Raw genomic sequence first — 14240 nt, 5'->3', positions numbered from 1 at the left:
CCTGGGACAACGCGTCCGGCTTGGTTCCACTCAGGTGGACCGGGACCGACCGGCATCGAGGAAGGTTGATCGTGAATCGACAGCAGGAATTCGTGCTCCGCACGTTGGAGGAGCGCGACATCCGGTTCGTGAGGCTGTGGTTCACCGACGTGCTCGGGTACCTCAAGTCCGTGGCGGTGGCACCCGCCGAACTGGAGGCGGCCTTCTCCGAGGGCATCGGGTTCGACGGTTCGGCCATCGAGGGCTTCGCCCGGGTGTACGAGGCCGACATGCTCGCCCAACCCGACCCCTCCACTTTCCAGGTGCTGCCCTGGCGCAACGAACCGCACGGCACCGCGCGCATGTACTGCGACATCCTCATGCCCGACGGCTCGCCGTCCCCGGCCGACCCGCGGCACGTGCTCAAGCGGCAGCTCGGCAAGGCCTCCGACCTCGGGTTCACGTTCTACACGCACCCCGAGATCGAGTTCTACCTCCTGAAGAAGTTCCCCGAGCACGGCGAGTTCCCCGAGCCCAACGACTCCGGCGGCTACTTCGACCACACGCCGCACAACAGCGCGCACGACTTCCGGCGCAACGCGATCAACATGCTCGAGGCCATGGGCATCTCGGTGGAGTTCAGTCACCACGAGGGCGGCCCGGGCCAGCAGGAGATCGACCTGCGCTACGCGGACGCGCTGACCACCGCCGACAACATCATGACCTTCCGGCTCGTGATGAAGGAGGTGGCCATGGAACAGGGCGTGTACGCCACCTTCATGCCCAAGCCCTTCACCCAGTACCCGGGTTCGGGCATGCACACCCACCTGTCGCTGTTCGAGGGCGACCGCAACGCCTTCTACGAGCCCGGCGCGGACTTCCAACTGTCCAAGGTGGGCCGCGGGTTCATCGCGGGCCTGCTCCGCCACGCCGACGAGATCGCGGCCGTCACCAACCAGTGGGTGAACTCCTACAAGCGCATCTGGGACGACCCCGCGGCCTCCGCCGGCATGGGCGGCGAAGCCCCGGCCTACATCTGTTGGGGCCACAACAACCGCTCCGCTCTGGTCCGCGTGCCGATGTACAAGCCGGGCAAGTCGAACTCCAGCCGCATCGAGATCCGCTCCCTGGACAGCTCGGCCAACCCGTACCTCGCCTACGCCGTCATCCTGGCCGCGGGCCTCAAGGGCATCGAAGAGGGCTACGAACTGCCCCCGGGCGCCGAGGACGACGTCTGGGCGCTAACCGACTCCGAGCGCCGCGCCCTGGGCATCAAGCCCCTCCCGCAGAGCCTCGACGAGGCCCTTCGCCTCATGGAGAACAGCGAACTGGTCGCCGAAACCCTCGGTGAGCACGTCTTCGACTTCTTCCTGCGCAACAAGAAGGCGGAGTGGAACTCCTACCGCCGCCAGGTAACGCCCTACGAGCTCCAGCGCTACCTGCCGACTCTCTAGGACCGCCCAGGTCCCTCCGGGCGAACCAGCGGCGAGGCCCGTCCCACACGGGGACGGGCCTCGCCGTGTCCACCCCGCCCAGCCGTGATCTTGCTACCAGGAGCGAAATCGGCGCCGATTTCGCTCCTGGTAGCAAGATCACGGCGGATACAGCGATTTACATGGCCTCACGCGAGTATTCCCGATTCCGTTGACCAGCACGTCACATACCCCCGGGGGTAGTATTCCTACTGAGGTGGTCGACTACCCCGTACCATCCACCCCCGCCCTTGCCCGACTCCCTTCAGGAGCCAGACACACATGAGCAAGTACGTCGACGTAGCGACCGTCCACGCCCGGGTCGACAGCAACTCCGCGCCGCTCCTGGTGGACGTGCGCACCCCCGCCGAGTTCGAGAGCTCGCACATCCCCGGCGCCGTCAACCTCCCCCTGGGCCAGCTCGACCAGCACGCCGGGCGGGTGGCCCGGGACGCCTCCGAGCAGGTCGTCCTCATCTGCCAGTCCGGCCCCCGCGCCGAGCAGGCACAGACCAGGCTGACCGCCGCGGGCCTGACCGACTCCGTCGTCCTCTCCGGCGGCATGAACGCCTGGGCCGCCGCCGACGCCCCGGCCGTGCACGGCCGGGAACGCTGGGCCCTGGAGCGCCAGGTGCGCCTGATCGCCGGTTCGATCGTGCTGGTCACCGCCCTGCTGAGCCTGTGGTGGACCCCGGCCGTGTTCGTCGCCGCCTTCATCGGCGCCGGGCTGACCTTCGCCGGGCTGACCAACACCTGCGGCATGGCCCTCATGCTCGCCAAGCTGCCCTACAACCAGCCGGTCAACAAGGTGGACATCGAGTCCTCACTGGCCCGGATCAGCCGGGCCGGTTCTCGGGCATGACCAAGGAGCCCGACTGTCCGAAGCTGCCCCTCCGAGCCCGGCCACCCTCGTCACCGGGCCCCGCGACTTAGACCAGGCCCAGATCGCGGGCCCGGGCGACGGCCGTGGTGCGGTTCTTCGCACCGAGTTTGGCCATGAGGTTGCTCAGGTGCGCGCTCACCGTCTTGGCGGAGATGAACAGCGCCGCACCGACCTCCTGATTACTCAGCCCCTTGGCCACCTCCACCAGCACCTCCGCCTCACGCCTGGTCAGTCCGGCGGGCAGGACCACCGACCGGTTCAGGGCCCCGCCCAGAGCCACTCTCATCTCCGCCACGTGCTGGTGCACGAGCCGGGCATCGAACTCGGCCAGCATCCCCTCGGCCCGGTCCGACAGCTCCCTGGCGAGTTCCGCCTCTCCCGCCTCGTGGGCCGCCCAGAACGCCCCGTGCAGGTACTCGACGCGCAGGGTCCAGCGGACCCGAGCGGCCAGCGGCAGCGCCCGCTTCCAGTGCTCCAGGGCCCGGGCGGGGTCCGGCTCCAGAAAGCCCGCGCAGGCGTTCCGGGTGAGCTCACCCGCCGGTGAGGTCGGCCAGTCCTCCCGGGCCAGGGTCGCCAGCAGGCGCCCGGCCAGCTCGTCGGCGAGTTCGCGATCCCCGGGCTCGGCCCGGCGACGCAGCCGCCAGGCCACCCCCGCCATGGTGGACAGGCCGTGGGCGATGACCCGGACCCGGGACAGCAGACCGGTGTCGGCCTCCCCGTCCAGGATCAGCCGGGCCGCCTCGGCCGGCCGCTCCTCGGGCCCGTGCACCAGCAGCAGGATCCGCAGGTTGTAGCGCAGGACGTGCTCCACCGGCGGGGTGGTGTCCCAGGGCAGCAGCCGGTCGATCTCGTCCACGGCGCTCTGGACCGCGGTCCAGTCGCCCTCCAGGACGGCCATCTGGCCGAGGGCCGCCTGGTGCAGGGCCCCGACCCTGCCTTCCGTGGCGGGGTTGGCCCGCAGTTCGGCCCGGGCCTCCTCGAACCGCCCCAGTGCCATGAGCGCTTCGGGCATCCCGTTCACGTAGCTGGTGTCCGGGGCGCACAGCACCCCCAGCTCGGCGCGCCGCTCCTGCACCTGCCGGGCGCAGACCAGCCACTCCTCGAACTCGAACCGGCTCGCGTGGTTGTTGCCCAGGTTGTTGAGTCCGCGCATCTCCACCCGGACGTCACCCAGCTCCCGTGCGATCCGCACGCCCTCACGCAGCAGTTCCAGGGCCTCCGACGAGCCGGTGGAGTCCAACAGGCTGCCCAGGGTGATGAGCGCGTCGGCCTCACTGGTCCGGTCACCGCACGCGCGCGCCTCCTCGATAGCGGCCCGGGTGACCTCTTCCGCCTCGGTGTCCCAACCCCAGACCAACAGCACCGACCCGGTGGCCGCGCTCACCGCGGCCCGCTCGGGGTGCCCCTCGGGCAGCAGTGCGGCCGCGGCGCGCAGGTCGTCCAGGGATTCGGTCCGACCCAGGTCCTTGTAGGCCCGGGCCCGGGCCACCAGCAGGCGGGCCGCGGTCTCGGGGGCGGCCGCCGGGTCGAGGCTGGTGAGCCCGTCGGTGGCGTGCCGGACCGACCGGCGCAGGCTGCCCGCGACCTGCGCGGCCCGGCAGACCCCCAGCATGAGTTCCCCGTGTGCCAGGCCCAGCCGTTCGGCGGCGTCCGGAACCATTTCCCACAGCTCCAGCACGCGTTCGAGCAGTACCAGGTGTTCGGGATGGGCGGCGGAAGCCGCGGCGTGCCCGGCCGCGGCCCACGCGGCGCTCAGCGCCCTCGGATGATCGTGCGCGGCGTAGGCGTGGTGCGCCAACTGGGCGACGGTCTCGGCGCGCGACAGACCCGGCGCCCCGCTGTCCAGGACCTCCGCGTAACGGCGGTGGGCCCGCACCCGTTGCCCCGGCAGCAGATCCTCCTTGACCGCCTCCGCGAGCAGCGCGTGCCGGAACACGTAACCGGTGTCGGTGGCCCGCAGCACCCGGGCGTCGACCGCCTGGCGCAGGGCGGACTCCAGTGCTCCCTCACTGATCCCCGAGGCCTCGGCCACCTCGGCGAGCAGTTCGTGTTCGACCCGGTCCCCGGCCACCGAGGCCAGCCCCAGAACCTGACGGGCGCCCTCGGGCAGGGGTTCCACGGCACGCAGGAGCAACTCACGCGGCCCGTCCGGAAGGGCGCTCTCCAACGGGGCGGGGTCAGCGAGGAAGGACTCGACGAACAGCGGGTTCCCGCCGCTGCGTTCGTGCAGGAGGTCGGGGTCGGCCTGACGGCCGAGGGACGAGGCCTGTTCGGCGACCTCCGCCCGGGAGAGCGGTTCCAGGTCCAGCCGCCCCGCCCCCGGCAGCCGTTCCAGCTCCGGGAGCAGCCGCCGCAGCGGATGCGTGCGGTGCAGGTCGTCCGAGCGCACCGAAACCACCAGGTGCACCGGAACAGCCTCCAGGTTGCGCAGCAGGAAGACCAGCAGGTCACGGGTGGAGGCATCGGCCCAGTGCAGATCCTCCAGCACCACCACCAACCCACCGGGAAGAGCGCTCTCCCCCAGGAAGGCCAGCACCGCCTCGAACAACCGGGCCCGGCTCTCCTGGGTGACCTCGGGCGCCTCCCCCAGCGCGGGAACGAGTCGGGCCAGGTCGCTCCCGACTGCCCTGTTACCGACCCCGCCCGCCCCGCCGCCGTCACGGACCAGCTGACGCAGCACGGCCGTGAACGGCGCGAAGGCGATGCCCTCGGCCCCCAGTTCCAGACAGGCCCCGGTGGCGGTACGGGTCAGCGGGGTACGGGCCAGGTACTCCGTGATGAGTCGGGTCTTGCCGATCCCGGCATCACCGCACAGCAGGACCGTCCTGGGCTCGCCACCGCCCACCCGGGCGGCGTCGGAGAGAAGGTGGTCGAGTTGCCGCTGGCGGCCGACAAGGGCTGAGGGGGACATACGGGCCAGTATGCCCAAGTCCCGTTCACTTCGCCGGCTACCCCAGCCCGAGCTCCCGGGCCCTCGCGACCGCCGCCGTACGGTTGTTCACCCCGAGCTTGCCCATCAGGTTGGTGACGTGCACGCTCACCGTCTTGGCCGAGATGAACAGCCTCTCCCCCACCTCCCGGTTGCTCAGCCCCTTGGCCACCTCCACCAGCACCTCCGCCTCCCGCGGGGTGAGCCCGGCGGGCAGCACCTTCGACGTCTCCGCCAGGGCCGCACGCATCTCCCCCGACAACTGACGGATGTCGTGGGTACCCAGCTCGGCCAGCAACGCCTCAGCCTGACCCAACAGCTCCCTGGCCCGATCCGGCGCACCGGACTCCAGCATGGCCCAGAAGGCTCCGTACAGGCATTCGCCCCGGAAAATGCCCCTGGCCCGCTCGGACAGGGGCAGCGCCAGTTCCCAGTGCTCCAGCGCCCGCGCCGGATCCTCCTCCAGGAAGCCCAGGCAGGCATGGCGGGTCATCTCCCCCACCGGCGCGCCCGGCCAGTCCTCGCCAGCCAGCACCTCCAGCAGCACCCCGGCCAGTTCACCGGCGAGTTCGCGGTCCCCGGGGCCGTTCCGGCGCCGCAGCCGCCAGACCACCGAGGCGGTGGTGGACAGGCCGGACACGCTGAAGCGGGTCTGGGAGAGCAGACCGAAGTCGCGTTCCCCCTCCAGGGCCCGCCGGGCCGCCTCCGCCAGCTGCTCCTGCGGCCCGTACAACAGCAGGAGAAGCCGGGTGTAGTGATCCGCCATGTACTCAACGGTCGTCGTGGTGTCCCATGGCAGCAGGCGGGCGAACTCCGCCAGGGCACGGTGGCTGGTCTCCCAGTCCCCTTCCAGAGCGGCGAGGTGGGCGATGACGGCCTGCCGACGCCCTCCGGCCAGGTCGTCCGACGTCGGGCTCGTGTTCAGCCTCTCCCTGGCCTCGGCGAACCGGCCCAAAACGATGAGGGCGCTGGCCACCCCGTTGACGTACATGACCCCCTGGGTTCGCAGCACCCCCAGTTCGACGCAGCGGGCCAGGGCCTCTTCCGCGCAGACCAGCCATTCCTCGTACTCGAACCGGTAGTTGTGGCCGCTGCCGAGGTTGTTCAGGCCACGCAACTCCACCTGGTCCTGGCCCATGTCCCGAGCGATGCGGATCCCCTCGCGCAGCAGGTCCAACGCCTCCTCCGAACCGGTGGCGTCCAGCAGGCTGCCCAAGGTGATGAGCGCGTCGGCCTCGCTGGCCCGGTCCCCGCACGCGCGCGCCTCCTCGATAGCGGCCCGGGTGACCTTCTCCGCCTCAGTGGTGCCGCCCTGCATCATGAGCACCGCGCCGGTGCTGGCGCTCACCGCGGCCCGTTCCGGATGTCCTTCGGGCAGCAGCGCGGCGGCCGCGCACAGGTCGTCCAAGGCATCGAGTCTGCCCAGCTCCTTGAAGGCCAGGCCGCGCGCGACCAGCAACCGCGCCGCCAACTCGGGTTCGGTCCGGGGGTCGAGATCGGCCAGGGCCTCGGTGGCGTGCTCCACCGCCCGGCGCATACTGCCCGCGATCTGCGCGGCCCGGCACACCTCCAACAGGAGTTCCCCGTAAGGGAACCCGAGCCGTTCCCCAGCGTCGGGAACCAGCTCCCACAGCTCCAGCAGACGTTCGAGGAGTTCCAGGTGCTCGGGGTAGGCACTCGTGTCCCGTGCCAGGCCGGCGGCCTCCCACGCGGCGGTCAGCGCCCGCGGGTGGTCGTGCGCGGCATAGGCGTGGTGGGCCAACTGCGCGACGGCTTCCGCTCGCGGCAGCCCCGGCACCCCGCCCTCCAGAGCCTGTCCGTACCGCCGGTGGGCCCGCACCCGCTGGCCCGGCAACAGGTCGCCCTTGACCGCCTCAGCCAGCAGCGCGTGCCGGAACACGTAACCGGTGTCCGTGGCCCGCAGCACCTGCGCGTCCACGGCCTCGCGCAGCGCCTCGTCCAGGTCGTCCTCACCGATCCCCGAGGCCTCGGCCACCTCCGCGAGCAGTCCGTGGTCGACCCGGTCACCGGCCATCGAGGCCAGTCCCAGAACCTTGCGGGTACCCGCCGCGAGAGGCTCCACACGGCGCATCAGCAGTTCACGCGGCCCGTCCGGCACGCTCCCGCCCTCCGGCGCCGCCAGGAAGGACTCCACGAACAGCGGGTTCCCGCCGCTGCGCTCCACCAACAGCTCCAGCGCGGCCGAGTCCAGAGCCGTCCCGCGCAGCGCGGTGGCCTGCTCGGCCACGGCGTCCCTGGTCAACGGTTCGAGGTCGATCCGCCGCACCCGGGGCAACCGCTCCAGTTCCGGGAGCACCCGGCGCAGCGGGTGGGTGCGGTGCAGATCATCGGAACGGACCGAGACCACCAGGTGAACCGGCGCCGAGTCCAGGTTGCGCAGCAGGAAGACCAACAGATCGCGGGTAGAGGCGTCCGACCAGTGCAGGTCCTCGATCACCAGGCTGAGTCCCCCGGGGAGAGCGCTCTCCTCCAGGAAGGTCAGCACCGCCTCGAACAGCCGGGCCCGGCCGTTGTCGTCGCTGTTCTCCCGTACCGGCCCCAGTCCGGGAACCAGCCGGGCCAGCTCTCCACCAGCGGTCTCACCGCCCTCGCCGACCACCCGGACCAGCTGGCGCAGGAGGGCGGTGAAGGGGGCGAAGGCGATGCCCTCGGCACCCAGTTCCAGACAGCCGCCCAGTGCCGAGTACCGCATGGGTGTGCGTTCCAGGTACTCCTCCAACAGCCGGGACTTGCCGATCCCGGCGTCGCCGCAGAGCAGGACCGCCCTGGACTCGCCCGCACGCGCCCGTGCGGAGTCGGAGAGGAGGTGGTCGAGTTGCTGCTGGCGGCCGACGAGGGCGGAGGGAGGCATACGGGCCAGTATGCCCAAGGGGAACCGGATCAGGAGGCCCTCCGGGACTCGGTTCCGTATCCGTTGGCCGCCCGCGTGCGCTGCCCAGGGCCCGAGGCGAACGGTCAGAGCAGGCCGAGCTCCCGTGCCCTGGCCACCGCTGCCGTACGGTTGCCCGCACCCAGTTTGCCCATCACGTTGCTCAGGTGCACGCTCACCGTCTTGGCCGAGATGAACAGCGCCTGGCCCACCTCCCGGTTGGACGACCCCTTGGCCACCTCCACCAAAACCTCCACCTCCCGCGGCGTCAACCCGGCAGGCCGCCCCGCGGGCACTCGAACCGGCTCGGCCGCCGCCAGGGCCGCACGCATCCGCGCCGCGTCCTGGCGCAGGATCCACGCCGTCCCCTGCCCTTGGAGGGAGCCGAAGCGTTCCAGCAGCACCCTGGCCCGATCGTGGTCGCCCAGGCCCAGGGCTGCGTGGAAGGCTCCCATGAGGGATCGGAACTGAATTCCCCGGTATCCGTTTTCCTCGCAGATGCGTACCGCTTCGGTGAAGTGCTCCAGTGCCGTCGTGGGCTTATCCGTCAGGAACCCCTCCATGATCCGGTGCCCCAGGCGCCCCAACGGGGAGACGGGCCTCCGGCGGTGGACCAGGTCGGTCCTCAGATGGTCGACGAGGTTCTGTGCCCAGTACCGCTCCTCGGCACCTCCGTGCTGTCGGAGCCGAAGGACCAGATCCCCCATCACGGTGAGCCCATAATGGGGAAACCGTCCGGGAGCCATCGTGCCGATGTCGGCGGTGGCGAGTCCGACCGAGCGGGCCGCCTCGACCAGGTCGCCCCGGTACATCAGCAGGTAGAGCCGGGCGTAGTACTGGTTGAGGTACTCCATCGGAGAGGAGATGTCCCGGGGCATGATCCGGGTGAAGGCCGTCAGCGCTTCCTCAGCCTGCTCCCAGCGGCCTTGGAAGGCGTGGAACATGGCCGTCAGGTTCAGCCGGTAGGCCTCCTGGCGTGACTGTCCGTACGGGAGCCGGTCGAGTAGTTCCTCCGCCTCGTCCAGGCGTCCCATGTCGTTGAGCAGGGATGCCATCGTTGTGGCGCAACCGACCCCCTGGCTTCGAGAGACTCCCAGTTCGGTGCAGCGCTGCCACCCGCGCTCGGCGGCGCGGTAAGCCTCCTCCAACCGCAGCTCCTGGTCGAGGTGGATGGCCAGATTGCGCCAGGCCCGCACCTCCATGCGTACTTGCCCAGTGCGCTGAGCGAGGTCGATCGCCCGGTGCAGCATGGCAGTAACTGTTTCCCCCTCGGGGCCCTTCCTGGCGTCGGCTTCACTCTCCTCTCCGGAACTCCGAGGACCGACCGGCTCTCCTGCGATCCCTCTGACCTCGCCGAGCAGGTTGGTCAGGGTCATCAGCGCATCCACCTCACTGACCCGGTCACCGACCCTTTGGGCGCAGTCGAGGGCCGCCCGGGCCGCCCGCTCGGACTCCTTGTCCAGGCCCAGCCGCATGAGTGCGGTGGCGCTGGCCGCGTCCAGGGCGGGCCGCCGGGGATGGTCACGGTCCAGGTACTCGGCGGCCGCATCGAGGTCCTCCAGCGCGTCGGCCCGGCCCTGGTCGCTGCGAGCTCTCCCCCGGGCCATGAGGAGTTCTCCGGTGAGCTCGGGGTGAATAGACGGGTCGGTGGCGCCCAGTCCGGAGGTAGCGTGCGCGACGGCACGGCGGGTACTGCCGTAGACGTGGGCGGCCTGACAGGCCCGGCGCAGCGCCTCTCCGTGCGGCGCCCCGGCCAGGTGCTCGGCCTCGGGCACCATCTCCCACAACTCCAGCACCCGTTCGAGCAGGCCCAGGCGCTCCGGATGGGCGGCGGAGGCCTCGGCGTGCTCCGCGGCGGCCCAGGCCGCGACGAGAGCACGCGGATGGTCGTGCACGATGTGTGCGTGCCGGGCCAGCTGGGCTGCGGTCTCACCGGGCAACCGTCCAGGACTGTCGTGGTCGAGGGCGTCCACGTAGCGGCGGTGGGCGCGGATCCGCTCCCCGGGCAGCAGGTCCGCATAGACCGCCTCGGCCAGCAGCGCGTGCCGGAAGACGTAGCCGTCCTCGGTGGCGCGCAGCACCTGGGCGTCCACGGCCGGGCGCAGGGCGGCGTCCAGTTCCAGCTCACTGATTCCCGAGCCCGCGGCCACCTCGGCGAGCAGGGCGTGGTCGACCCGGTCGCCGGAGGCCGAGGCCAGACCCAGCACCGCGCGGGTGGTCTCGGGCAGGGCTTCGACCGTACGCAGCAGGAGTTCACGGGGACCGTCCGGGAGGGCGCTCTCCAACGGCGCGGGGTCGGCGACCAGGGACTCGACGAACAACGGGTTCCCGCCACTGCGCAGGTACAGCAGATCAGGATCGGTGCTGCCCCCGAGGTAGGCGACCTGTTCGACGACCTCCTCCTGGGAGAGCGCTTCCACGTCCAGTCGCGCGACGCCCGGCAGGCGCTCGATTTCGGGGAGCAGGCGGCGCAGCGGATGGGTACGGTGCAGGTCGTCCGAACGCACCGAGAGCACCAGGTGCACCGGAACGGCGTCCAGGTTGCGCAACAGGAACACCAGCAGGTCCCGGGTGGAAGCATCGGCCCAGTGCAGGTCCTCCACCACCACGACCAGCCCGCCCGGGAGAGCGCTCTCCTCCAGGAAGGTCAGCGCCGCCTCGAACAACCGCGCACGGCTCTCCTCGGTGGCCTCCGGAACCGGGCCCAATCCGGGAACCAGCCGAGCCAGCTCTCCTCCGGCAATCGGAGCTTCGGTGTCTTTCACCAGCTGACGCAGCACGGTGGCGAAAGGAGCGAAGGCGATGCCCTCCGTCCCCAGCTCCAGACACCCACCGACCACCGTCCGCGCCAAGGGGCTCCGGGCCAGGTACTCACTGATCAGCCGGGTCTTGCCGATCCCGGCGTCCCCCACCACCAGACTCGTACGCGCACTACCGGACGCGACGGCCGAGGCCGCATCCAGCAGGTGCTCCAGATGCGGGCGGCGGCCGACGAACGCGGAGACGGATTCGCTGGGGGGCATACGAGACAGTATGCCGGCCCGGACCCGATCGTCCCGGGGCTCAGAGCAGACCGAGCTCCCGCGCCTTGGCCGCGGCGGCGGTGCGGTTGTTCACTCCGAGCTTGCCCATGAGGTTGGTGACGTGCACGCTCACCGTCTTGGCGGAGATGAACAGGGTCTGGCCGATCTCCCGGTTGCTCAGCCCCTTGGCGACCTCGGTCAGCACCTCCAGCTCGCGGCGGGTCAGGCCCATCGGCAGAGCCGTGGAAGCGGGAGCAGTCGGGTGCGAAGCCGGGGTGTCCCCGGCCGTGAGTGCGACCCGTTCCTCCTCGTCGGGCAACCCGTGGCGGGCACGCAGGACCCGCGTCTGGCGCTCGAACAACACCATGCCGTGCCGGACCGCCAGCCGGTGGACCCCGTCCACATGCTTGACCGCCCTGTGCCGGTCCCCGGCCCGCAGGGCGGCGTGCGCCGCGGCCAGTCCGTACTCGGCCTGGACGATGACGTGTCCGGCGGGCCCCACCTCGGCCAGGGCCGCCTCGAACCGGGCCAGAGCGTCCCGGGGGTCCGGGGACAGCCAGGCGTCGGCGGCCATCCGTGCCGGGGTGGCGTCCGCATGGCCGGAGGTGGTGGGCAGTTCGGCCAGGAGCTGGCGGATCTGCTCCACCAGTTCCCGGGCCTCCTCCCCCGGTTCCTCCGCGAGCAGGGCGGCGATCGAGGTGTGCCAGGCCAGGGTGGAGCGGTACAGGCCGTGCACCATCGTGGCCAGGGCTCCGTTGGCGACCGCCTTGGCCAGCAGGTCCCGGACCATCCGTCCGGCGTCGATCCGACGCCCCTCGTACAGGGCCAACTGCTGGAGGACCATGTGGACCGGCAGGTGCTCCACCGGGGAGCTGACCCGCTCGGGCAGCACGCGGCGGAACTCCTCCACGGCGGCGCGCACCGCGTCCGGCCGCCACCGGTACAGGTCCAGGTGCATGCGCAGGGTCAGCGCCCGCGCCGAGGTCACGCCGCCGTCACGGATACCGGACAGCAGTTCCTCGCTCTCGGCGAACCGGCCCTGACTGAACCGGGTGACCGCCAGACCGTAGGCGAACGCCCCGCTCTGGGTGCGGGTCAGGCCGAGTTCGCGGCAGCGGCGCAGCCCTTCCAGGGACACCTGGGCGCTCTCCTCAAGGCGGTTCAGGTTCTTGAGGAAGCCGCTGAGGTTGCTCATGCCGCGGATCTCAGCCGCAACGTTGCCGGTCTCCCGGGCCAGGGCGATGCCCTCACCGAACAGCTCCAACCCCTCCTCGCTCTCGGTGGAGTCCGTCAGGCCGGCCAGGGTGATGAGGGCGTCGGCCTCGCTGCGCCGGTCACCGAGCTCACGGGCGCTGTTGAGGACGCGTCGGGCGACGGTAGCCGCCTGATCGTGGTGGCCGCGCATCATGAAGGTGGCGGCCAGGGTCGCCCCGATCGCCGGGGAGTCGGGGTGGTCGTGGGGGAGCAGGATGGAGGCGTCCGCCAGGTCCTCCAGCGCACCGTCACGGCCCATCTCCTTGAGCGCCCGCGCGCGGGCGTGGCGGAGCCGGGAGATGCGTTCGGCATGGACCGGCGGGTCGGTTCCGGGATCGTGGACACCGGTGATGCCGAGTTCGGCCAGGCCGTCGGTGGCGTAGCTGACCGCGCGGCGCAGCGAACCCGCGACCAGGGAGACCACGGAGGCGCGCACCAGGACCTGGTCGCGGGGCAGTCCGACCCGTTCGGCGGCGTCGGGTACCTGGTCCCACAGTTCCAGGACGCGTTCAATCAGCGCCAGGTGCTCGGGGTAGGCGTCCACTGCGGCGGCGTGTTCGGCGGCCTGCCAGGCGGCGGCCAGGGCCAGGGGCTGGTCGTGCGAGGAGTGGGCGTGGTGGGCGAGTTGGATGGACCGCTCCCCCTCGGGTATCCGGTCCACGCCCTTCTGGAGGGCCTCGGCGTACCTACGGTGGGCGCGTACGCGTTCGCCCGGCATGAGGTCGGACTGGACGGCCTCGGCGAGCAGGGCGTGCCGAAACACGTAGCCGTCCTCGGTGGTGCGCAGGATCTGCGCGTCGATGGCCGGGCGCAGGGCGGAGTCGAGGGCGTCCTCGGTGATCCCGGCGCGGCGGGCGACGTCGGTCAGGAGGGTGTGCCGGACACGGGTCCCCGCGGTGGCGACCAGGCCGAGGACGCGGCGGGTGGGTTCGGGGAGGGGTTCGACGGCGGCGAGGAGGAGGTCGCGGGGGCCGTCCGGCAGGGGCGCCCCGGCGGGGTCGTGGTCCACGGCCAGGAACGACTCCACGAAGAGCGGGTTGCCGCCGCTGCGCTCGTAGAGCAGGTCCAGGTCGGCCGGGTCCAGCTCGCTGCCGCGCAGGGCCATCGCCTGGGCGCCGACCTCGTCCCGGGAGAGCGGTTCCAGGTCCAGGCGACGGACCCGGGGCAGGCGTTCGATTTCGGGGAGCAGGCGGCGCAGCGGGTGGGCGCGGTGCAGGTCGTCGGTGCGAACGCTGATCAGCAGGTGGATGGGGGCGGGCCCGAGGTTGCGCAGCAGGAAGACGAGCAGGTCCCGGGTGGAGGCGTCGGCCCAGTGCAGGTCCTCGATGACCAGGGTGAGGCCGTCGGGTCCGGCCCGTTCCTCCAGGTAGGTGAGGACGGACTCGAAGAGCCGGGCCCGCCCCTGGTCGGCGGCACCGGCGGCGCCGCCGAGTTCGGGGAGGAGCCGGCCCAGATCACCGGTGGGGTCCGTGGTGTGCCCGCCGGAGCGGACGAGTTCGCGCAGCAGGGCGGTGAAGGGCGCGAAGGGGATGCCCTCCGCGCCCAGTTCCAGGCAGCCGCCCACGGCGGCGGGGGTGCCGGGGAGTCTCCGCAGGTGTTCGTCGAGCAGGCGGGACTTGCCGACCCCCGCCCCGCCGCAGACCAGGACGGCCCGGGCGCCCTCCGAGCCGGTCCGGCGCGCGTCCGCGGCGAGGAGGGACAGCTGGGTGTGGCGACCGACGAAGAGAGCGGAGGTTTCGTGGACCTGCATGCTGCCCAGTATGTCGGCTCGGAGCGGCCGTGCCACCGGGCTTCGGGGCCGTCCGTCCGTC

The 14240-nt window shown here is 71.5% G+C and carries 6 protein-coding genes; 2 read left to right on the top strand and 4 right to left on the bottom strand.

Translation table 11 applies throughout. The features are described 5' to 3' along the window. The first annotated feature begins 71 nt into the window (after positions 1 to 71). Together glnA and D457_RS0115665 are read left to right on the top strand one after the other, a co-directional pair. On the top strand, positions 72 to 1433 hold the full coding sequence (gene glnA, locus D457_RS0115670) for a type I glutamate--ammonia ligase (protein ID WP_026116684.1): 1362 nt from the start codon (positions 72 to 74) through the stop codon (positions 1431 to 1433). 300 nt (positions 1434 to 1733) lie between these two features. Further along, positions 1734 to 2312, top strand: a complete 579-nt coding sequence (locus tag D457_RS0115665) for a rhodanese-like domain-containing protein (RefSeq protein WP_017581615.1) — start codon at positions 1734 to 1736, stop codon at positions 2310 to 2312. A 67-nt stretch (positions 2313 to 2379) separates the two neighbouring features. Here the strand turns inward: D457_RS0115665 and D457_RS0115660 are convergent, their stop codons facing one another. The 4 genes from D457_RS0115660 to D457_RS0115645 form a co-directional block, all read right to left on the bottom strand. Continuing rightward, on the bottom strand, positions 2380 to 5244 hold the full coding sequence (locus D457_RS0115660) for an ATP-binding protein (RefSeq protein ID WP_017581614.1): 2865 nt from the start codon (positions 5242 to 5244) through the stop codon (positions 2380 to 2382). Positions 5245 to 5281: 37 nt separating this feature from the next. Next, a complete protein-coding gene (locus D457_RS0115655; protein WP_026116683.1) occupies positions 5282 to 8134 on the bottom strand; it encodes a helix-turn-helix transcriptional regulator in 2853 nt (950 codons plus the stop codon). 104 nt (positions 8135 to 8238) lie between these two features. Next, positions 8239 to 11175, bottom strand: coding sequence for a helix-turn-helix transcriptional regulator (locus D457_RS0115650; protein ID WP_017581612.1), 2937 nt, complete (start codon positions 11173 to 11175; stop codon positions 8239 to 8241). A gap of 40 nt (positions 11176 to 11215) precedes the next feature. Further along, positions 11216 to 14179 (bottom strand): helix-turn-helix transcriptional regulator, encoded by a 2964-nt coding sequence (locus D457_RS0115645; protein WP_026116682.1) that lies wholly within the window; start codon positions 14177 to 14179, stop codon positions 11216 to 11218. Positions 14180 to 14240: the final 61 nt, after the last annotated feature.

It is taken from the genome of Nocardiopsis valliformis DSM 45023 (assembly GCF_000340985.1).
GTDB lineage: Bacteria > Actinomycetota > Actinomycetes > Streptosporangiales > Streptosporangiaceae > Nocardiopsis > Nocardiopsis exhalans.
This window is presented reverse-complemented; position numbering and strand designations above follow the sequence as displayed.